Annotated in this window: 20 protein-coding genes and 2 pseudogenes; 7 read left to right on the top strand and 15 right to left on the bottom strand. The window is 42.4% G+C overall.

Annotated features, from left to right (window positions below; translation table 11 throughout):
- Positions 1-87 precede the first annotated feature (87 nt).
- Positions 88-408: pseudogene (locus tag BTW01_RS14065) on the top strand (methyl-accepting transducer); the annotation flags it as partial.
- A gap of 50 nt (positions 409-458) precedes the next feature.
- On the opposite strand, the gene BTW01_RS14070 reads toward BTW01_RS14065, so the two are convergent.
- Together BTW01_RS14070 and BTW01_RS14075 are read right to left on the bottom strand one after the other, a co-directional pair.
- A complete protein-coding gene (locus tag BTW01_RS14070; protein WP_162103573.1) occupies positions 459-872 on the bottom strand; it encodes a DUF2283 domain-containing protein in 414 nt (137 codons plus the stop codon).
- An 11-nt stretch (positions 873-883) separates the two neighbouring features.
- Positions 884-1,594, bottom strand: a complete 711-nt coding sequence (locus BTW01_RS14075; RefSeq protein ID WP_162103574.1) for a DUF4258 domain-containing protein — start codon at positions 1,592-1,594, stop codon at positions 884-886.
- 100 nt (positions 1,595-1,694) lie between these two features.
- Between BTW01_RS14075 and BTW01_RS14080 the strand changes: the two genes are divergently transcribed.
- The gene (locus BTW01_RS14080; RefSeq protein ID WP_162103575.1) at positions 1,695-2,699 is read left to right on the top strand and encodes a S8 family serine peptidase; all 1,005 of its coding nucleotides are present in this window, start codon (positions 1,695-1,697) and stop codon (positions 2,697-2,699) included.
- Positions 2,700-2,737: 38 nt separating this feature from the next.
- Here BTW01_RS14080 and BTW01_RS14085 read toward each other — a convergent pair whose 3' ends face one another.
- From BTW01_RS14085 to opuBA, 4 genes are read right to left on the bottom strand one after another with little or no spacing between them, the layout of a single operon-like run.
- Positions 2,738-3,376 (bottom strand): ABC transporter permease, encoded by a 639-nt coding sequence (locus BTW01_RS14085; protein ID WP_162103576.1) that lies wholly within the window; start codon positions 3,374-3,376, stop codon positions 2,738-2,740.
- A 16-nt stretch (positions 3,377-3,392) separates the two neighbouring features.
- The gene (opuBC, locus tag BTW01_RS14090) at positions 3,393-4,313 is read right to left on the bottom strand and encodes a choline ABC transporter substrate-binding lipoprotein OpuBC (RefSeq protein WP_162103577.1); all 921 of its coding nucleotides are present in this window, start codon (positions 4,311-4,313) and stop codon (positions 3,393-3,395) included.
- An 11-nt stretch (positions 4,314-4,324) separates the two neighbouring features.
- A complete protein-coding gene (opuBB, locus tag BTW01_RS14095) occupies positions 4,325-4,978 on the bottom strand; it encodes a choline ABC transporter permease OpuBB (RefSeq protein ID WP_162103578.1) in 654 nt (217 codons plus the stop codon).
- 14 nt (positions 4,979-4,992) lie between these two features.
- Positions 4,993-6,138: a choline ABC transporter ATP-binding protein OpuBA gene (opuBA, locus tag BTW01_RS14100; RefSeq protein ID WP_162103579.1), complete on the bottom strand. Its 1,146-nt coding sequence runs from the start codon at positions 6,136-6,138 to the stop codon at positions 4,993-4,995.
- A gap of 285 nt (positions 6,139-6,423) precedes the next feature.
- On the opposite strand from opuBA, the pseudogene BTW01_RS14105 reads away from it, so the two are divergent.
- Positions 6,424-6,980 (top strand): annotated as a pseudogene (locus tag BTW01_RS14105) (GbsR/MarR family transcriptional regulator).
- 19 nt (positions 6,981-6,999) lie between these two features.
- Here the strand turns inward: BTW01_RS14105 and BTW01_RS14110 are convergent.
- Positions 7,000-7,632 carry an NAAT family transporter gene (locus BTW01_RS14110; RefSeq protein ID WP_162103580.1) on the bottom strand — a complete coding sequence of 211 codons (633 nt, stop codon included), beginning with the start codon at positions 7,630-7,632 and terminating at the stop codon, positions 7,000-7,002.
- A gap of 341 nt (positions 7,633-7,973) precedes the next feature.
- Here BTW01_RS14110 and BTW01_RS14115 point away from each other — a divergent pair, with 341 nt between their 5' ends.
- Complete coding sequence (locus BTW01_RS14115) at positions 7,974-8,672, top strand: zinc ribbon domain-containing protein (protein ID WP_162103581.1); 699 nt, start codon at positions 7,974-7,976, stop codon at positions 8,670-8,672.
- 38 nt (positions 8,673-8,710) lie between these two features.
- On the opposite strand, the gene BTW01_RS14120 is transcribed toward BTW01_RS14115, so the two are convergent.
- On the bottom strand, positions 8,711-10,528 hold the full coding sequence (locus tag BTW01_RS14120) for a zinc ribbon domain-containing protein (protein WP_162103582.1): 1,818 nt from the start codon (positions 10,526-10,528) through the stop codon (positions 8,711-8,713).
- Positions 10,529-10,647: 119 nt separating this feature from the next.
- Between BTW01_RS14120 and BTW01_RS14125 the strand changes: the two genes are divergently transcribed.
- The gene (locus BTW01_RS14125) at positions 10,648-11,115 is read left to right on the top strand and encodes a GNAT family N-acetyltransferase (protein WP_162103583.1); all 468 of its coding nucleotides are present in this window, start codon (positions 10,648-10,650) and stop codon (positions 11,113-11,115) included.
- 42 nt (positions 11,116-11,157) lie between these two features.
- Here BTW01_RS14125 and eno read toward each other — a convergent pair whose 3' ends face one another.
- From eno to BTW01_RS14145, 4 genes are read right to left on the bottom strand one after another with little or no spacing between them, the layout of a single operon-like run.
- A complete protein-coding gene (gene eno, locus BTW01_RS14130) occupies positions 11,158-12,450 on the bottom strand; it encodes a phosphopyruvate hydratase (RefSeq protein ID WP_162103584.1) in 1,293 nt (430 codons plus the stop codon).
- Positions 12,451-12,478: 28 nt separating this feature from the next.
- On the bottom strand, positions 12,479-14,014 hold the full coding sequence (gene gpmI, locus BTW01_RS14135) for a 2,3-bisphosphoglycerate-independent phosphoglycerate mutase (protein WP_162103585.1): 1,536 nt from the start codon (positions 14,012-14,014) through the stop codon (positions 12,479-12,481).
- Positions 14,007-14,768: a triose-phosphate isomerase gene (gene tpiA, locus BTW01_RS14140; protein WP_162103586.1), complete on the bottom strand. Its 762-nt coding sequence runs from the start codon at positions 14,766-14,768 to the stop codon at positions 14,007-14,009. The genes gpmI and tpiA overlap by 8 nt, the downstream gene beginning before the upstream one ends.
- A gap of 30 nt (positions 14,769-14,798) precedes the next feature.
- Positions 14,799-15,983 carry a phosphoglycerate kinase gene (locus BTW01_RS14145; protein WP_162103587.1) on the bottom strand — a complete coding sequence of 395 codons (1,185 nt, stop codon included), beginning with the start codon at positions 15,981-15,983 and terminating at the stop codon, positions 14,799-14,801.
- Between BTW01_RS14145 and BTW01_RS18635 the strand changes: the two genes are divergently transcribed.
- The gene (locus BTW01_RS18635) at positions 15,982-16,104 is read left to right on the top strand and encodes a hypothetical protein (RefSeq protein ID WP_258894766.1); all 123 of its coding nucleotides are present in this window, start codon (positions 15,982-15,984) and stop codon (positions 16,102-16,104) included. The two genes, BTW01_RS14145 and BTW01_RS18635, sit on opposite strands and share 2 nt — an antisense overlap.
- Before the next feature lie 195 nt (positions 16,105-16,299).
- Here the strand turns inward: BTW01_RS18635 and gap are convergent, their stop codons facing one another.
- The 3 genes from gap to araE all read right to left on the bottom strand — a co-directional run bounded on the left by gap (position 16,300) and on the right by araE (position 20,067).
- Positions 16,300-17,307 (bottom strand): type I glyceraldehyde-3-phosphate dehydrogenase, encoded by a 1,008-nt coding sequence (gene gap / locus BTW01_RS14150; RefSeq protein ID WP_162103588.1) that lies wholly within the window; start codon positions 17,305-17,307, stop codon positions 16,300-16,302.
- Between the two features lie 46 nt (positions 17,308-17,353).
- Positions 17,354-18,376, bottom strand: a complete 1,023-nt coding sequence (gene cggR, locus BTW01_RS14155) for a gapA transcriptional regulator CggR (protein ID WP_162103589.1) — start codon at positions 18,374-18,376, stop codon at positions 17,354-17,356.
- A 296-nt stretch (positions 18,377-18,672) separates the two neighbouring features.
- Positions 18,673-20,067 carry an arabinose-proton symporter AraE gene (gene araE / locus BTW01_RS14160; protein WP_162103590.1) on the bottom strand — a complete coding sequence of 465 codons (1,395 nt, stop codon included), beginning with the start codon at positions 20,065-20,067 and terminating at the stop codon, positions 18,673-18,675.
- Between the two features lie 203 nt (positions 20,068-20,270).
- On the opposite strand from araE, the gene araR reads away from it, so the two are divergent.
- Positions 20,271-21,356, top strand: coding sequence for an arabinose utilization transcriptional regulator AraR (gene araR, locus BTW01_RS14165; RefSeq protein ID WP_162103591.1), 1,086 nt, complete (start codon positions 20,271-20,273; stop codon positions 21,354-21,356).
- Positions 21,357-21,384 lie beyond the last annotated feature (28 nt).

Here is a 21,384-nt window from a genome sequence, read left to right on the forward strand (position 1 = left end):
AGAAAAGGAGCTGTTTTTATTTTCCGAATGAAAAATGATTTCTCAGCTCAGAAAATTCTTATGTTATTAAGTACTTGGAAAACAAGAACGGAAAATCTGACAGACCCCGGACAGGCTATGCAGCATATCAAACAATCAGTCACCCACGTGACAGACCGCATTAAGGAAGTAACGGATGGACTGAAGCAGTTAACAAACCAATCGATTACCATCAACCAGTCGATTGAAAACATCGCTTCTGTATCTGAAGAGTCTGCCGCCGGCATTGAAGAAACATTTTCGATTACCGAGCAATCCGCCCACTCGTTGGATCAAGTGCTTGAGAATGCCGAAAAGCTTGAACAGCTGGTGAAGGAGCTTAATGAGAAGATGGATCTGTTTAATAAAAAAAACCCTCGTCGAGGTTAGCCGAGGAGGGCAAATTATGCACTGCGTATACATGTCCATAATAAAGGTTTCTAAATTGTATACTGATTTAATAACTCTGCTTTATATTTCTCAATATCTATAACATCGTAACCTAAAAACTTTTCATAATTATCATCAGCAAAACAGAATAAAATCCCATTAAATTCAAACGAATTTGATGTTTCCAAATCATACAATCTAAAGCTATAAATTTCTTTTTTGTTTCGAGCGGTTTTTTCATAAATTTTTTTAGAACCTGCTAATTTAGATATGTCATTTGCTAATTCCCCGAAAATCTCCATACCTACTATTAAGTTTTGCTTATTAATATCTAATGAAATATTTTCATTAACTTCCAAATCTTCAGTCAGCTCAACTGTAGATGGTTGATTAATTGGAGGAATTACATAAATATAAGCTAACTCAGCTTCTTTATCATATGTTATTGCCGAATTTGAATACATGGGATACCACCCTATCTCCAACGTTTTTTAGGCTTCGCAGATTTATAAGTAGTAGTTAAAGTATTACCTTTTCTAGCGACTGCAACACCTTTATAGTAATATACGGTTGATTTATATTTAGGATCATAATATTTTTTACCCTTTTTTACTGCCATAAACACTTTGGTAGGTGAAATTCCTCTTTGATACATTCTTAATCCTAGATGGTAAGAAACCTTTATAAATTTAAAACCATATTTTTTAAACATAGATGAAGACATTGCTATTAATACTCTGACAGCTGGGCCTAACCATTGACCTTCTACCTTTTCTGAACTTTGTTGTTCATCTATTTCTTGATCCATTTGATCTAGAACACTAGTATCTATTTCAGGGTTAATTTCATCTATGTAAGCAAACGTTTCATCATCAATTTTGATATCTTTTTCATCGATTGTCTTTTCTAAAATCGATTCAGTATTTTTGACTTCTAGTTCAGTAATCTCTTTTTCGGTATCTGCAACATAGTTTACCACTTTTTTATCATCAATCATATCCGATACGTCTAGATTTAGCAATTCTTCATCTGATAAAGTTGTATTGTTTTCTAAATCAGTAACGTCTTTAAAGCTCTGATCATTGATTTGCTCAGCAAAAACCGTACCTGTAGCAGTAAAAAACATAACAAATGCTGTTAATAGAAAAACTAACTTTCTACTTTTTTTAATTACATTCTTGTTCATTTCTTCCTCCTAAGATAATATATTGATAAGTATATATTACCATATTGAATTTTTCCTTCAACTATTTTTTGGTTAATTTTCATAATTAAAGGAGATATAAATGTTGAGACCTAATATCACGAATTATTTATTCTTTTTGCTTATGATAATTTTTATCACCTTATTCCCATGTAACAACTTAAATGCAGCTTCTAATGATATATCACAACAATTTAAAGATATCCAAAAAATTAAAAACAAGTATAAGTTAGATGGGGAAGGGGTATCTATAGCGATTTTAGATTCAGGAATTAGCACTAAAATGAATTCCCTTCCTATAGAAGAAAGCGTATCTTTTGTAAATGAGCCTAATACCACAGTTAATGACTTAAATGGACATGGAACTTATAACACCGGTATAATTAACGCCATTGCTCCGAAAGCAAAACTATACATTGTTAAAGTGTTAAATAAAGAACTTAAAGGGAATTATACAAATATTACAAAAGGAATTGAATGGAGTATAAAAAATAACGTTGATATCATATCCATGAGTTTAGGTGGAGATTCTTATTCTAAAGAACTTCATGCCGCCATAAAAAAAGCCTATAATAAAGGCATAATACTTACTTCTTCTGTAGGCAATAAAGGTATATCAAATCTAGACACTGTTTCATACCCAGCTAAATTTAATGAAGTTATAGGAGTGGGAGCATTAAACTCACATGATGACCGTTTATTTTCTTCAAGTAAAGGGCAGGGAATAACTATAATGGCCCCTGGAGAAAATTTAAAAAGTTATTCAATTAATAGTGACTATTATAAAACAAGCGGAACTTCAGTTTCTAATGCATATGTAAGTGGGGCACTAGCTCTTCTATTTCAATTTGAAAATTTTAATATTACTAATGAAGATATTATTAACACTGTGAAAAAATCAGCCTACTCCAAAGGATCAAGATTTGAATATGGTTACGGAATATTTGACTTAGAAGAAGCAATTAAACGTAGACATAATGCTGAATTAATAAAAATCACTTTTTGTATCTTTGGTATCATAACTATTTTCTTATTGTTCCTATTTATAGTTAAAAAAATTATATCTCCTAACATTAAGAAGATATAATTTTGTAATTCTACATATGTTTTATCTTTCTCTAGTTACTATATCACCTTTAAGGTCCGCTCCAGCCAAGCCAGCAGCAAATCAGCTCCTACCGCCATCACCGCAGCCGGGATCGCGCCGGCCAGAATAATGGCTGTTCCGTTTGTCGCATTTGAGCCGCGGACGATCATGTCCCCAAGTCCGCCGGCGCCGACAAATGTGCCGATCGCTGTAATCCCGATGGCGATGACGAGAGCCGTGCGCAAGCCTGCCATGATGACAGAAAGCGCGAGCGGGAGCTCAACCATCCGAAGCACTTGGAATTTCGTCATGCCCATCGCTTTTCCCGATTCTAAGTAAGCATGTTCAATGCTGACAATCCCTGTGTACGTGTTTCGGATAATCGGCAGGAGGGAATACAAAAATAATGCTACAATTACAGTGTTTGCCCCTAGCCCCATCACAAGCATTAAAACCGCCAGCATGGCGAGCGCGGGGATTGTCTGGATGACATTTGTTACGGCGAACACCCAGGCAGACAATCGGCGATAATGCGCAATGAGGATTCCGACTGGAACCCCGACGACAGCGGCAAACAAGACGCCGTAAGCCGACATGAGAAAGTGACGGCCGAATTCATCCATTACGTAGCCGCCGTTCTGTGCGTAATACGTCATTAACTGTTCAAACACGTTCATTGGCTTTGTCCCCCTTTCACGATTCGAAATAGTGGTGCTTTTCTAAATAATCCTTAGCAACGACAGACGGTTCTTTTAGATGGCCGTCAACTTCATAGTTAAGCTCCTGCATGGTGGCTGTGTCGATTTTTCCGATTATTTTCTGGATAATGCTTTCAAGCTCAGGATGTTCTTTAAGCACTTGTTCGGGAACAACCGGAGAGCAGTCGTACGGCGGGAAAAATTGCTTATCATCCTTTAGCATTTGGAGGTCATAGGACTTGATTCTTCCATCCGTCGAATACGCGAGGACAATGTCCATCTTTCCGCTTTTCACCGCGTCATACACAAGTCCGATCTGCATGGAGTACGTACCGTCGAATGCCATTCCGTAGGTCTTCGTAAAATCCTGATAGCCGTTTCCTTTGAGCTTCATCCAATAGTTATCGACGCCCAGCTTTAATTGCGGGGCCCATTTTTGAACGTCTGATACGTTTTCTAAATGATAGTGATCGGCCAGCTCCTTGCTGACCGTAAAGGCATATGTATTATCAAACCCATAGGAATCATACCATTTTAAATTGTATCTTTTTTTAAACTCCCGCTGTGTCAGCGCCAGCGCTTTGTCCGGATTTTTTTCAGGATTCATTCTCAATGTTCCAGTCAGCGCGTCTCCTGTATATCTTGTGGCCGCAATATCAATTTCCTGGTTCAATAAGGCCTGTTGCTGCACCGCGTTGGAGCCGAGGTTTTTAATGGTTGTTGTTTTTAAATCAGTGTGGTGTTCGATCAGCTGGCCGAGCATGCTGGCGATAATTTCTGATTCGCTCATGCTTTGTGCGCCGATTTTAATGGTTTGGTCTGAAGCGGCGCTGAGACCCGGAAGCGAACACCCGCTCAACGTCAGCATTGCTGCAAGCGTTAGCCCGATCATCCATTTGAGATATGTTTTTTTCATGAGCCGCCTCCTTACGAAGCTTCCTTTAATCGCTGCATGCCGGCAGGTGTTAGTTTTCGTTCCGTCACCGCCAGCACATAATCAATCACAATCGCCAATACGGTGACAGGCACCGCGCCGCCGATGATATATTCCGGCTGATATAAATTCAATCCGATAAAAATGTAATCACCCAATCCGCCGCCGCCAATAAAAGAAGCAAGCGTAGCCCAGCCGATTAAATAAATCGTCGATGTTCTAACTCCCGCCATAATGACAGGTGCAGCAAGCGGCAGTTCCACCAGGCGCACTTGTTCAGCCGGCGTCATCCCGATGCCTTTGCCAGACTCGAGCAGATTTTGATTGACTCCGCGAATGCCTGTGTAGGTGTTGCGGAGAATCGGCAGAACGGAATAGAAAAACAATGCCACAATGGCTGGAACCTTTCCGACACCGAGGAGCGGAATAAAGAAAGCGAGAATCGCCAGACTCGGCAGTGTTTGAATGATATTGACAATGCCGATAATGGTGCCGGCTCCCTTTTTTATTCTGGTAAGCACAACCCCAAGGGGGACGGCAACGAGCACGCCTAAGATGACAGCAATGAGCGATATGGTGATATGCTCATATGTTTTATAAAGGAGCTCGACTCCATTTGTTTGCAAAAATTGTACAATTTGGTGCATGATTTTCCACCTCCCTATGACAATACCGCGAGTTGGTTTTCTTCTCCCCAAAGGGAGTCATACACAATGTCAACAAGACTCGCTCTTGTCACAATTCCGATTAAGCACCGATTTTCATCCACAACAGGAACATATTTGACACCCCGTTTTAAAATTTTACGGACCGTATCGCGCAGCAATGTGCCGTCCAATACTGTGTAAAGTTCTTCATGCAGCACCTCTCCTACGAGATTCGCTTTTTTCCGGGATTGGTCAATGATTTCAACATCCACATAGCCTTGGAGAACGTGCTCGTCATCGACAATAAGCAATGAATCGACACGCTCCTGCCTCATCAGCTGAATCGCTTCAGAAAGCGTTTTATCCGCGGTAATTGTTACTGGCCGCGTATTCATGATCTGGTCAACACGTTCCACATCTGGGCTGGATGACTGAATCAGCCGCTCCTTGCCGATAAATTCCTCAACAAATTCGTCAGCCGGATTTCTCAAAATATCATCGGGGGTTCCAACTTGAACGATTTCTCCCCCTTTTAAAATCACAATCCGGTCTGCCAGTTTAATCGCTTCATCCATATCGTGGGTAACAAATACGATGGTTTTATGTAAGGTTTTTTGCAGTTTTTTAAATTCTTCCTGAAGGGAATCACGCGTAATCGGGTCGAGCGCCCCAAACGGTTCATCCATTAAGATAAGCGGCGGCTCTGCGGCAAGTGCCCGTAATACACCTATTCGCTGCTGCTGTCCCCCGCTTAATTCATGAGGATAACGGTCCAAATATTCCGGCCCCATATCGACCAATTTCAGAAGTTCACGCGCCCGCTCTTTCCGCTGCTGCTCCGGCCATTTCAATAGTTTTGGGACAAGTGAAATGTTCTGATGAATGGTCATATGGGGAAACAGGCCAATTTGCTGAATAACATAGCCAATCTTACGCCTAAGCTCTACAGGGTCCTGTTCCATAATGTTTTCGCCGCCAATAAAAATCTTGCCGGCGGAAGGCTCAATTAATCGGTTAATCATTTTCATGGTTGTCGTTTTTCCGCAGCCGCTCGGACCGATAAAACAGATAAACTCACCTTTTTGAATCTCAAGATTCACGTTATTCACGGATTTTTTGCCGCCCTTGTATGTTTTCGAGACATTTTCTAATGTCAGCAAACATCGCACCTCCAAAATTAAGTTTATTCAATTCATTCAGTTCATATTTAATTTTTCAGATAATTGAATGCTTCTCATTATAGAATAAAGTTAATAAAATAAAAAGTTTACAATTTGTTCATATTTTTTTATAAATTATGTGTAAAAGCTGGTTTATCCGCATTGACCTGTATTGATCTCCTTATTGCTCCAATTCCCTTCCAAATTCTCTTTTTACAGCATTTTCGCCGTCTCAAAAATGTGTATATTGGCAATCGGAATTGTTAGCTGAAAGGATCGAAACCGATGGAGAAAGATCCGTTAACGATCATTGATCAAGCTGAGGACCATTTAATAGAAAGAATCGCGGAAAATATGCATGCATTCGGAATGCCCTCAACCCTCGGACGCGTGCTGGGCATTATTTATATGAATCGAAAACCGATGACACTCGCCGAATTGTCTGAAGCAACCGGCATGAGCAAAACACGCATGAGCCAGGTTGTGCGGGAAATGCTTGATGCCAATATCGGCGAGAAAGTATTCGAAAAAGGCGTGCGAAAAGATTTGTATGAGGTTGAGCAGGACTACTACCAAACGTTTATCACGCTGTTTACAGCCACTTGGAGCAAGGTCGTCAGCAAAAACAAAATGATGCATAAAAAACTCAGCCGAGAGCTGCTCAGCATATTGGATGAAGAGCTTACCCCTGAAGCGGAAGAGAAAGTCAATCAGCTGCTATATATGAACTGAAAGAATGGCTCCATTACTATGACTGGCTAAGCAGGCTGATTGAGTTTTTTGAGAGTGAGGAAATCTTTCAATATGTTCCGAAAACAAAAGAAAGCAGCACCCTCAAGTAAGGGAACTGCTTTTTTTGCATTATGAGGTTAAGATCGGAAACATGCCTTTCAGCCCGGCACCAATCATTCCGACCGCAACCACGGCTAAGATTAATCCCATCAGTCTGGTAATGACGTTCATCTCGGTTTTCCCGAGTTTGCTGCTAATAAAAGAAGAATAGTGGAAAAAGAGGAAGGTCAGGGCAATAACTGCGGCGACGCCGATCAAAACAGCCGCATAATGGCCAATGCCGCCATGCCCGGCGGAGAGGCTCATCACCGTTGCAATCGTTCCGGGCCCAGCGATAATGGGAATGGATAACGGGGTGACTGAAATGTCCGCTTTTTCCTTGCTTTCCCTATGTTCATCATGATGAAGGGACTGCACGTGTGACTCTTTCGCATTTAATAAATGATAGGCAATTCCGAAAATGAATATGCCGCCCGCCACTCGGAGCGCATGAATGTTAATATCAAACAGTTGAAAGATAAGATGGCCAAAAACCAAAAAAGCCGTCAAAATAAAAAAGGATAAAATCGCTGCCTTCCGGGCAATCGCTTTTCTTTCCGCAGCTGAATAGCCTTCTGTCAGCGTTAGAAATATCGGTACGTTTCCGATCGGGTTTGATACGGCGAATAAAGAAATGAAGACATGAACGATGAATGAAAACATCTTAAACCTCCTTGTTGTTATTGTTTGCACAGGAAAAAGAAATATTCTCCTCCCTTTACCCGGTAGCGATTTCTCTATAAACGCATCAAAAACACTCCATACCCCAATGAAGTGACAAGTTGAACAGGAAATACGTATACGAAGTTTTAAAAATTTGCAGCAGGTGCAAGGGGCTTAGCTGATATCGGATAAATATGAGCATGATAAAAGACACAACTAAAATGGGGCTTGTGTCTTTTTTTGTGGTATTTTTGTATAAACATTGGTTACTTTACAACATTTTTCTTTTATAATAAAGCTAGTAGTCTATTTTCCCTATATGATAAAAAAGGAGTTATTTTATGTATTGTCCTCAATGCGGCCATCAAATAGATGGCGGAAAGTTTTGTGAGAAATGCGGCTCGCCGCTCCCTGCTCAATCAGGCCAGCAGCAGGCAGCTCAAACCGGGGCCGCTGCAAAGCAAGCAGCAAAACAGTTCGGTTCATTTGTGTTGGCCGTTCTAAAACGTCCTTATCAGGAATGTAAAACAACAGGCGGAGAACAGCTGATTAGCGCGATCATTACACTGGTTCTATTTAGTTTGCTGACCCCTTTAATGTTTTATATTCTTTTTTCTGACGGTCCGGTAAGCGTAAGCTTTACAGCAGTCTTTCTAGAGCCAACCATTTACTTTGCCCTGTTTCTTTTCGGTTTACATGCATTGGTCTTTTTCGCCTTGAAAATCGCGGGAAACCAAGTATCTTTTAAAGATTCGTTCTCCAGATTCGGAGCGTTTCTTATTCCGTTTACGGCTATTTTGATTATTGCCCTTTTATTCTTTTTATTGCATTCAGACATTTGCTTCATTATATTAGCCGTTGGTTTAATCGGTGCATTCTTTGCCATTCCTCCTGCAATGCTGAGCAGTTACCAGCATTCATATAAAGGAAAGATAGATGTGATTTACTCAACGATTGTCATTTATCTCATTACCTGCGTTACATTCCGGCTTATTATCGGACATTATATCAAAGAAATTTTCCGTTCTATGCTCTTTTAAAAAAACAACCCTATCACCTGCTGGTGATGGGGTTGTTTTTATTGAATAGATGTTAGATAAATTCTTCCGTCCTTCACTGTGCCTGTGTAGGTCCAGTTATATGTTCTAAGCTTTGGGCTGCCTCCGGATTTTGTGATATAGAACTCTTCATACGTCTTAATCGTGATAGCCGATCCATTTTGGCTCCAGCTTTTCACTTCATAGTTATTAAAATCTTCTGTTGTCCCCTCTTTATTTAATTTCGCCACAAGGTGCTGCTGGTCGGAATAAAGAGAACTGCCTTTTTTAAGACTGTCTTCCATCAATGAGAAACGATTTTGATTTATGGCATCTGCCTGACTTTGCAGATAACTGCCCATAAATAATGTCACTTGTTCATCTGTAACATTACCGCTTGGAGAGCTTTCACTGTTTTTATTTTTCGAGCCTTCCCAGTCAGACGTGTACGTTTCCGGCTTATCATTTTTGATTTTCTTTATATTTGTTCCGGCCGATTCGAATGTTGATTCAGCTTCTTCAAAAATCCACTTTTTCTGTTTTTTATCATAGGAAAGGAGATATTTGTAACTCGGACTGTCATCAGTCATTTCAGATTTTGTATAGTCGTTATACGAAGACGACTGGTGAAGTTCTTTTCCTGTTACCGATACCTGCCATGTCCCGTCGTTTTTCTGAGAGAGAGTGAATGTATCCAGATCAAAATCAGTTTCTAAATATTTATCTTTTAAGTAAGAGTTCGTATATTTCATAGAATCGACGGTATCCTTCGCCTGTGCCTTCCATTTGGCGCTAGCCTCTGTCATCTGGGCTGTATTCCCATCCGAAAGCGCTTTTGAATACTGCTTAGTTGTTTTGACAATCGTTTTCATAATCGCTTCCTGTGTGTCTTGGTCAGGAATTAACGTTAACTCCATTTCTTTATTGTCGATTGGCACGCCCGCTGTTTTTGTTTTTCCCCACGGAAACTCCGCTTCGACTGCGGCCGTCATGGACCCGTCTGTCAGAAGAGGGCCATATGTGACGGATTTGAACGGATCTTTATGAATCGACTTGCCATTAATCAGCAACTCTCCCTTCCCGCTCTTAATGTCATCCGCTAAGCTGAATGTGACATCGTCCGCTTCCAATGAGAGATCAACACGAAAGCTGTTATCGCCAACCGCTTGAATGTCTTCCTTTTTCACAAGATCGACGACATCGTTTTTCAGTTTGGCTGAGACTGTATATTCACCGGGAATGTACGGTCCGAGAGTTTGTGCTTGATCCGCTTTCTTTATAGATCCGGCATCCTCTTTATTCACATATAGATCGGCATTTTTATAATTGCTGGTTACTTCAAAATAAACTGGTGTGATCTTTAAATTATAATGATCAAATATGAGCAAGCTTTTCCCGTCTTTCTCCGCATTTACAATATCCTTTTGGTCTGTTTCAGAACGCAAAGATGCAAAAAGCTCCTCTTTTTTATCAGGGTGATCCTTTAAATAAGAGATGAATGGTTTTACATTATTTTTTGTCAGTTTAAGCTTGTCGCTTTGCGGCGTAAGCAGAGATGCGATTTTGTCTTTATCCTCATTATTTACAGCCTCTTCAAACTTGTCGACCAGCCTCTCCTTTGACGTAAAATACGCTCCTGTTTTATATGCGGCGAATAATATAACGCACGCTGCGGCGATGCTGCTCCATAAAATGATCGTCTTCTTAGGGATTGGTTTTCGGGGAGCCTGCTTCGTTTCAGTAGCGCTTGCTGTTTCTTGATTCGCCTGTCTGCTGCTCCCTTCTATTGGGGTGCCGCATTCTTTACAAAACTTGGCTCCTTCATTATTTTGAGAGCCGCAATTTTTACAAAAAAACATGACTTTCCTCCTATTCTACTCGTTTGATGACATTTACTGCTTTTCATATTTTATAATAAAACAGAATGAAATTGGGAACGAATGAAAAAATTAAATGTCTATCAGACTAAAAAGGTGGAATGAATATGCAAAATCTCAGGATTCAATTGGAGAAAAAAACAAATGACGAATTATACGACTTATTGCTGCTCGCCGATCCATCCAAAGACATTGTAGATGAATATCTTGAGAGAGGAGAATGTTATACGGCTTGGTCCGGTGATGAGCTTGCAGGTGTTTATGTATTGCTAAAAACAAGGCCGCAAACAGTTGAAATTGTAAATATTGCCGTAAAAGAATCTCTTCAGAAGAAGGGTTTTGGCAAACAGCTTGTACGAGACGCCATAGAAAAGGCAAAGGAGCTGGATGCGGACACGCTAGAAATAGGCACGGGGAACTCCAGTATCCATCAGCTTTCACTTTATCAAAAGTGCGGTTTTCGCCTACAGGCGATCGATCATGACTTTTTTATTAGACATTATGATGAGGATATCTTTGAAAACGGAATTCAATGCCGTGACATGGTGAGGTTATATTTGGATCTCTGAAAGCGCAAAAAGACCGCCGAGAACATCTCGGCGGTCAATTTATTACTTGTTTAAGTTGTAGAAAGAGTTAATGCCGTGGTATTGAGCAGTTTCAGCCAACTGATCTTCAATGCGAAGAAGCTGGTTGTATTTCGCAACACGGTCCGTACGAGACGGAGCACCTGTTTTGATTTGTCCTGCGTTTGTTGCCACAGCGATGTCAGCGATTGTGCTGTCTTCAGTTTCACCAGAACGGTGAGAGATAACAGCAGTGTAGCCTGCGCGTTTCGCCATTTCGATCGCATCGAATGTTTCAGTCAATGTACCGATTTGGTTTACTTTGATCAGGATAGAGTTGCCTACGCCGTTTTTGATACCTTCAGCAAGTTTTTTCGTGTTTGTAACGAAGAGGTCATCACCGACAAGCTGAACTTTTTTGCCAAGACGCTCAGTAAGAAGCTTGTGGCCTTCCCAGTCGTTTTCATCAAGTCCGTCTTCGATAGAGATGATTGGGTATTTAGAAACCATTTCTTCGTACCAGTCAACCATTTCAGCAGATGTTTTCACAACGCCTTCGCCAGACAGATGGTATTTACCGTCTTCTTTGTTGTAGAACTCAGAAGATGCAGCATCCATTGCAAGTTTTACTTCTTCGCCAGGTTTGAAGCCGGCTTTTTCAATTGCTTCAACAATTGTTTGAAGCGCTTCTTCGTTAGAACCAAGGTTTGGAGCGAATCCGCCTTCATCACCTACAGCTGTGTTCATTCCTTTAGCAGAAAGAACTGATTTCAAGCTGTGGAAGATTTGAGCGCCCATGCGAAGTGCTTCACGGAAGTTAGGAGCACCTACAGGCATAATCATGAATTCTTGAATATCTACGTTGTTATCAGCATGCTCTCCGCCGTTTACGATGTTCATCATCGGTACAGGAAGCGTTTTTGAGTTGAATCCTCCAAGGTATTGGTAAAGAGGAATCTGTAAGAAATCAGCAGCAGCGCGCGCACAAGCCATAGATACGCCAAGGATTGCGTTTGCACCAAGTTTGCCTTTGTTGTCAGTACCATCAAGCTCGATTAAAAGCTGATCGATTGCGTTTTGTTCAGTTACATCAAAGCCAAGAAGCTCTGGAGAAATGATTTCGTTTACGTTGTTAACAGCTGTTAACACGCCTTTTCCAAGGTAACGGTCTTTGTCGCCGTCACGAAGCTCAACTGCTTCGTATTCGCCTGTAGAAGCTCCGCTTGGCACTAATGCGCGACCGAAAGCTCCTGTTTCTGTATATACTTCAACTTCAACTGTTGGATTGCCGCGGGAGTCTAATACTTCGCGTGCATAAACATCAACAATGTATGGCATGAGTTATGTCTCTCCTTTTGATTTCAGCTTATTTTTGAATTAAAGATGTTCCAGTCATTTCTTGCGGTTTTTCAACATCGAGAAGGTCTAATAACGTTGGTGCAAGGTCGCCTAGGATTCCGCCTTCACGCAGCGTGATGCCTTCTTTCGTCACAATCACAGGAACTGGGTTTGTCGTATGCGCAGTGTGCGGGTCGCCTGATTCTGTAATCAGAATGTCAGCATTACCGTGATCAGCGGTAATGATCGCGTGACCGCCTTTAGCGAGGATCGCGTCAACGACTTCGCCTAAGCATTCGTCCACTGCTTCAATTGCTTTCACTGTTGGTTCAACCATTCCGGAATGGCCGACCATATCAGGGTTTGCGAAGTTAAGAATGATCGCGTCATGCTTGTCAGCTTCAATTTCTTTAACAAGCGCGTCCTTCACTTCGTACGCACTCATTTCAGGCTTCAAGTCATACGTCGCGACTTTCGGCGAGTTGATGAGAATACGCTCTTCACCCGAGAATTCAGCTTCACGGCCGCCGCTCATAAAGAACGTGACGTGCGGATACTTTTCAGTTTCTGCAATTCGAAGCTGTTTTAATCCATGCTGAGCTAATACTTCTCCGACTGTGTTGTCAAGATTTATCGGTTTAAACGCCACATAGCCGTCAACTGATTCACTGAAGTGCGTCAGGCAGACGAAATGCAGGTTCTTCGGATAATTCTCGCCGCGGTCGAAATCGCGGAAGTCTTTGTTTGTGAACGTGTTGGAAATCTGGATGGCGCGGTCCGGTCTGAAATTATAGAAAATCACAGAATCCCCGTCTTCGATTTTCGCAACAGGCTCACCGTTTTCTTTAGTGATGACAGACGGAATCACGAATTCATCATAGATTCCATTCGCATAAGAATCATCAACAACATCCATTGCGCTGCGGTATGTCGGGCCTTCGCCGTAAGCCATTGCGCGGTACGCTTTTTCTACACGGTCCCAGCGTTTGTCGCGGTCCATTGAGTAGTAGCGTCCGGAAATGCTGGCGATTTCCCCAATACCGATTTCCTCGATTTGTTCGTTCAGCTGCTTGATATAAGTTTTCGCTGTTTGCGGACCTACATCGCGGCCGTCAAGGAAACCATGAATGTAAACCTTTGTCAGCCCTTCATTTTTCGCAAGCTTTAACAATGCGAACAAATGATTGATGTGGCTGTGCACACCGCCGTCTGATAAAAGGCCGAACAGGTGCAGGGCTTTGTTATTTTCTTTTGCGTTGTTCATTGCGTCAAGGAATGTTTGATTGCGTTCAAACTCTCCATCGCGAATGGCAACATTTACGCGTGTTAAGCTTTGGTACACAATACGTCCCGCACCGATATTTAAGTGACCCACTTCGGAGTTCCCCATCTGTCCGTCAGGAAGGCCTACAGCCTCGCCTGAAGCAGTCAATGTTTGATGTGGATACTGATTCCAGTAGCGGTCAAAATTAGGTTTTTTCGCTAAAGCGACTGCGTTTCCTACTGTTTCGTTGCGTAATCCAAACCCATCAAGAATGATGAGTGCAGCTGGTTTTTTACTCATATTGACCTTCCTCCAATAATTGAACGAACGACTGTGGCTCAAGGCTCGCGCCGCCAACCAAAGCACCGTCAATATCGGACTCTGCCATATATTCTTTAATGTTTGCAGGCTTTACGCTTCCGCCATATTGAATGCGAAGCTTGTCTGCAATTTCTTGGCTGAAGCTTTCAGCGACGGTTTTACGGATATGCGCACACACGTCATTCGCATCTTTTGCTGTAGAAGATTTGCCTGTTCCGATAGCCCAGATTGGCTCATATGCAATAACAGAAGCAGCAACTTGTTCTTCAGAAAGACCAGCAAGGCCTTTTTTCACTTGGTCTGCAACAAGATCATTTGTTTTGCCGGCTTCGCGCTCTTCAAGCGTTTCACCCACACAGATGATCGGCACAATGCCGTGTTTGAAAGCAGCATGTGCTTTTTTGTTAACTGTTTCATCAGTTTCAGCGAACATTTCACGGCGCTCAGAGTGGCCGATGACGCAGTAGTCAACGCCAATGTCTTTTAGAGCAACCGGGCTGATTTCACCTGTGAACGCGCCGCTTTCTTCAAAGTGCATGTTTTGAGCGCCGACTTTAAGGTCAGTGCCTTTCACAGCAGAAGTAAGCTTTTCTAGGAAAAGCGCTGGCGCGCAAACAACAGCTTCCGCTTTGTCTGCTGCTGGAATGAAAGATTTCACTTCTTCAACGAAGCTGACAGCTTCGCCGAGTGTTTTGTTCATTTTCCAGTTACCGGCTATAATTGGTTTTCTCATCTGTTCCACTTCCTTATAGCAGTTTTGAGATTATTTGTCGTTAAGTGCAGTTACCCCTGGAAGCTCTTTGCCTTCCATAAACTCAAGGGATGCGCCGCCGCCTGTTGAGATGTGGCTCATTTTGTCAGCAAGGCCGAATTTTTCAACCGCTGCCGCAGAGTCTCCTCCGCCGATGACAGAGTATGTATCTTTCGCCTCTGCCAATGCTTCTGCAACCGCTTTTGTTCCTTGAGCGAACAAGTCGATTTCGAACACACCCATCGGTCCGTTCCACACAACAAGTTTGCTGTTTTTGATAACGTCAGCATATGTTTCGCGTGTTTTCGTACCAATGTCGATTGCTTCTAAATCACTAGGGATTTCAGAAACCGGCACCATTTTTACGTTTGCATCGTTAGAGAAATCGTCTGCAACGAGTACATCTTCAGGCATATAGAAGTTAACGCCTTTTTCTTTCGCACGGTCCATAAATGATTTTGCAAGCTCGACTTTATCTTCTTCAAGAAGAGAATTACCGACTTCATAGCCAAGCGCTTTAACGAATGTATAAGCAAGGCCTCCGCCGATGATCAAGTTGTCTACTTTATCAAGAAGACTTTCGATTACACCGATTTTGTCTTTTACTTTCGCTCCGCCGATGATTGCCGTGAACGGGCGGTCAGGGTTAGAAACCGCTTTTCCGAGTACATCAAGCTCTTTTTCCATTAAGAAACCTGCAACTGCTGGCAGATGCTCAGCAATTCCAGCTGTAGATGCGTGGGCACGGTGGGCAGCACCGAATGCGTCATTCACATATACATCTGCAAGCTCAGCAAATGCTTTTGCAAGCTCAGCGTCATTTTTCTCTTCACCAGGATAGAAACGTACGTTTTCTAATACAAGAATGTCTCCATCTTTCATATCAGAAATTTGTGATTTTACAGCATCACCGTAAGCTTCGTCTGCTTTTTTCACTTCTTTGCCAAGCAGTTCGCCGAGACGTGCAGCGACAGGAGTTAAACGAAGCTCCTCAACCACTTCGCCTTTCGGGCGGCCTAAGTGACTCGCGAGAAGAACTTTCGCGCCTTGGTCTGCAAGGCGTTTGATTGTTGGAAGCGCAGCACGGATACGTGTATCGTCTGTTACTTCCCCGTCTTTCATTGGAACGTTAAAGTCAACGCGGCAAAATACTACTTTCCCTTTTACGTCGATGTCTTTGAGAGTTTTTTTATTCATGCCAGGAGATCCTCCTTCAAAATGGTTTGCATACAGCACGAAAAACGTGAAACCGTCTGATCAAGCGATAACTCCGCCAGGGCAGTTCGCAGTCTTTTTCGGCACAGGGCAGTTCGTCTAAAAGCCAGGGCAGCGGCTTCGTCGAAAGCACCGGCAAAGCTGCTGAAAAAGCGGCCGTTTCTCTATCACAGAACGTTTTCTGAAAGCCGGTCTTCATGGAAAAAGGGAAAGGGAGTCCGTCCCCTTCCCTTGTCCGCTTTCATTATAGCGCTTCTATTCAAAAGAACCAAGTTTGGTCCTTTTTTTCAGCTATAAATTAAAGACCTTTTTTTGCAATGTAAGCTGCAAGGTCAACAACGCGGTTAGAGTAGCCGCTTTCGTTATCGTACCAAGAGATTACTTTTACCATGCTGCCTTCCATAACCATTGTAGAAAGAGCATCGATTGTAGAAGAGTTTTTGTTTCCGTTGTAGTCGCCAGAAACTAATGGCTCTTCGCTGTAGCCAAGAACTCCTTTAAGATCGCCTTCAGCTGCTTCTTTAAGAGCTGCGTTTACTTCTTCAACTGTTACTTCTTTGTTCAGTTCAGCAACCAAGTCAACTAGAGAAACGTTTGGAGTTGGAACACGCATTGCTCCACCGTTTAGTTTGCCTTTTAGTTCAGGAAGAACTAGAGAAACTGCTTTAGCAGCACCAGTTGATGTTGGGATGATGTTTTCAGCTGCTGCACGCGCACGACGGTAGTCTTTGTGCGGAAGATCAAGGATTTGCTGATCATTTGTGTAAGAGTGAACAGTTGTCATCATACCGCGTTTGATGCCGAATTTGTCGTTAAGTACTTTCGCAAACGGCGCAAGGCAGTTTGTTGTGCAAGATGCGTTAGAGATAACATCGTGGTTAGCTGCATCGTATTTATCTTCGTTAACACCCATAACGATTGTGATATCTTCTTCGTTAGCAGGAGCAGAGATGATTACTTTTTTCGCGCCAGCTTCTAAGTGTTTCGCAGCGTCTGCGCGTTTTGTGAAGAAACCAGTAGATTCAACTACGATTTCAACGCCTTGTTTGCCCCAGCTAAGTTTAGCAGGATCGCGTTCTGCAGAAACTTCAATTGTTTTTCCGTTAACAACAAGGTTGTTACCGTCAACTGAAACTTCAGCGTCTAATTTTCCGTGTACGGAATCATATTGTAAAAGGTGAGCAAGCATGTTAGCATCTGTTAAATCATTAACCGCTACTACCTCAACTTCAGGATTGTTTAATGCTGCGCGGAATACGTTACGTCCAATACGACCAAAACCGTTAATACCGACTTTTACTGCCATGATTATTTCCTCCTTTAAATAAGTGAGAGATATTTATATTGAGGGATTATTCATCCCTTAATAACTTCTTTGCGGCTCCTTCGTCTGTGACGAGAACCGTGTTGCGGGGCTTTTTAAAGTAAGCCTCGATCGCCTCGGCTTTTGATGCTCCGCCCGCTACCGCAATAATATCGGGAATGGCGTCTATATCATCCAGCTGCATTCCGACAGAATGCACTTTGTGGACCACTTCGCCGTCCGCGTTAAAATAGTAGCCAAACGCTTCTGTCACCGCGTCGTTGTCATCTATTTTCTTTAAGTCTTCTAAAGGTGTGTTTCTCCGTTCAGCCATCGTTTTAGCTTCACCGATTCCATGAACCAGCATACTCGCTGATTTAATGGTGTTCAGCACCTCTTTGACAGAAGGTTCTTCAATAATAGATGAATAGGCGCCTTGTGACAGCTGTCCTGGAACAAACAAAAGCCGATAAGTGCCTGAAGCCTTTTCCGCCATATGTGCGCATATGGTGTTCGCCTGGTTTTTCACGTCTTCGCCTAAACCGCCTCTTGCAGGCACAAACACAAGTCCGCGGTTTTTAGAATCCGGCGTCATCATTTCGGCGACAGCCTCAATTGTCGTACCGCCAGTTACAGCGACGATATTTTTCCCTGAAAACCTTTTTTTCATACATGCGACAGCCGCTCTTCCCATTTCTTTTTTAACCCATGGGGATTGGTCGCTGTCTCCAGACACAATAATAGCATCCTTTAGGTTTAAGCGTTCTTTTAATGTCTTTTCCAAAAGAGTCAAACCTAAAACATCTTTCATCGTGTCTTCTAAAATGGAAAGCAGTTCGTAACCCTCTTCTGTCAATGTCATGCCGTTTGTTTTGATATCGATTAGATTCTGTTCCTTTAAAAACAGGACCTCACTTCTCAGCACTCGTTCGCTGATTCCGAGACTGGCAGACAGGCTTCTTCGCCCGATGGGTTCTGTCAGCCTGATATACTGTAAGATTTCAAACCTCTTTTGCATAACAAGCAGAAGATCAGGCAATAATTTTTTTTGAGCTTGTATTAACTGGTTCATGACTCAAACGTTCCTTCCTTTTTTTGCTGGACATTATATGTCCCGCTATGACAAAAAACGTCCCATCATAGCCAAAAAAAATTATTTCTGCTTTCTTTAATTATTTTAACAGGCTGGAATTATTTATTCAACTGTTAAAGCCAATTCATCGACAATATTCACAGAGTTTTCATGCCGCAGCATTTATCCAGCACTATTTTCCCCTGCATATCTTTATCTTATACAGAAATCGCCAAAAGGTGCCTCCAATAAAAGCAACCCTTTCGATCGAAAGGGTTCATTCACTTAAAGCGCTTTCATTTAATCCAAAGCTTCTCAATCTCTTCAAGTGATTTGTTCTTTGTTTCCGGACAGATCGTAACAACAAACAAGAAACAAAGTATATTAATCACTGCAAAAATCCAAAATGTATAGGCGAGTCCGAATGAGTCGATCATCATGGGCACAAACTGTCCGATCGCCCAGTTTGCTCCCCATAAAAAGATGGTCGCAATGCCGGCAGCCCGCGCACGCAGGTGATTCGGGAAGATTTCAGAAATCATAATCCATGTAATCGGGCCTACAGACACACAAAATGCTGCCACAAAACCTAAAATAAAGAAGATCAGCACAAGTCCGCTTGTTAACTGAAAGTAGAACGAGGTCCCAATTAAGATCATAAAAACAGCCATAAACGCTGATCCGATGGACATCAGTTTTTTTCGTCCGACTTTATCAATCAACAACACTGCAATAACTGTAAAAATAACTTCTACAACCCCAACGATACAGGTTGTCACAAATCCGGCATTTTGTCCGAATCCCATCATTTTGAAAATTTCCGGCCCATAGTAAGTAATTGCGTTCATGCCGATGACTTGGTTAAACAGCGCCAGCAGAATTCCAATGATAAGCGCCTTTCTGAGACCTGGTTTAAAAAGCTGGGAGAGCGACCCCATTTGTTCTATTTTTAAAGAGTTCTCAATATTCTTTAATTCTGCTTTTGCGACAGTTTCTCCATTAATGCGCGTCAGTATTTTTAGCGCTTCTTTTGTTTTGCCCGCTTTCGCCAGCCACCTCGGACTCTCCGGCACGACGAGCAATACGAGGAAAAAGATTACAGCGGGCACCATTCCATAAGCGAGCATCCATCTCCAGCCGGTATGCACGCCCCATTCATATGTTCCGGATCGCTGCACTGCGAGATTAATAAAGTACGTTGCTGAAATACCTAATATCGTGAAGAGCTGATATAAGGAAGAAAGGCTTCCGCGGATGGCAGGCGGTGCGGCTTCCGTAATATACGTAACAGAAAGTGAAGAGCCCATCCCAATTCCGAGACCTCCGACAATCCTTGCAATTATTAAGGTAGACACATCTTGAGATAGCGCTGAAACGATGGCTGATATCGCAAATAACAAAGCGGCTGTCATTAAAATTTTTCTCCGACCGAACTTGTCACTTAAAAATCCGGAGATCCCGACGCCAGCCACCCCTCCGATCATAATGCTCGAAATCACAAGGCCTTCCATAAATGGACTCAGCCTGTATAAATCCTTCAGAAAGCCGATCGCCCCTGAAATGACTGCCGTGTCATAGCCATACAATAAACCGCCAAGTCCCGCCGCACATGAGATCAAAATGACAAATCCCATTGAATGGCTTCTTGTTACAGGAGCATTTGGTTCTAATTGAGTTGGAGTATTCTTCATATCCCTGCCCTCCCGAATGTTTAATAAAGCGTTTACATTTAACGATATAATTGTACGTACTTATATAAAAATTTAACGAAAATTACATTTGATTAGTACGTACAAATATAGAATAAAGCTGTTTGCATTTTCTGTCAATGTTTTCTCGCAAAAGTCGCTATGCTATACTGGAATTTGTCCGTATACATTTTGGAGGAATGGATATGTTACCTAAATACGCTCAAGTAAAAGAAGAAATCAGTTCATGGATTAATCAAGGCAAAATACTGCCCGAGCAAAAGATACCTACCGAAAATGAATTAATGCAGCAATTCGGCGTCAGCCGGCATACCATTCGCAAAGCGATCGGAGACCTCGTATCACAAGGCCTGCTGTACAGCGTACAAGGCGGCGGAACTTTTGTCGCTTCACGTTCTGCTAAGTCAGCGCTGCATTCCAATAAAACGATCGGTGTTCTGACAACCTACATATCAGACTATATTTTTCCGAGCATCATTAGAGGAATTGAATCCTATTTAAGCGAGCATGGATATTCCATGCTGCTGACCAGTACAAACAACAACCCGGACAATGAAAGAAGAGGATTAGAAACCCTTCTGTCCCAGCAAATTGACGGGCTGATCGTAGAACCGACAAAAAGCGCCCTGCAAACCCCAAATATTGGCTACTATTTGAATTTGGAGAAAAACGGCATTCCTTTTGCGATGATTAACGCGTCATATGCTGAGCTTGCCGCACCGAGCTTTATCTTGGATGATGTGAAGGGCGGCATGATGGCGGCGGAGCACTTGCTTTCTCTCGGCCACACGCACATCATGGGTATTTTCAAAGCTGATGATACACAAGGCGTGAAGCGGATGAATGGATTTATCCAAACTCACCGGGAGCATGATTTATTTCCTTCTCCAGATATGATCGTGACATTTACGACCGAGGAAAAAGATTCGAAGCTGCTTGAGAAAGTAAAGGCCATACTGGAGGAAAACAACAAAGCTATGCCGACAGCCATTTTATGTTATAACGATGAAATTGCATTGAAGGTAATTGATGTGCTGCGGGAGATGGATATCAAGGTGCCGGAGGATATGTCTATCGTCGGGTATGACGATTCGCATTTTGCCCAAATCTCCGAAGTAAAATTAACCTCGGTCAAGCATCCGAAATCCGCACTTGGTGAATCAGCTGCCAAATATGTCATTGACTGCTTAGAACATAAAAAGCCGAAGCAAGAGGATGTTATATTTGAGCCTGAGTTGATCATCCGTCAGTCCGCACGAAAACGAAAATAAAAAAAGCAATGCATGGGTCTCCCCGCTG

Origin of the sequence: Bacillus sp. SKDU12 (genome assembly GCF_010093085.1) — a bacterium.
GTDB lineage: Bacteria > Bacillota > Bacilli > Bacillales > Bacillaceae > Bacillus > Bacillus mexicanus.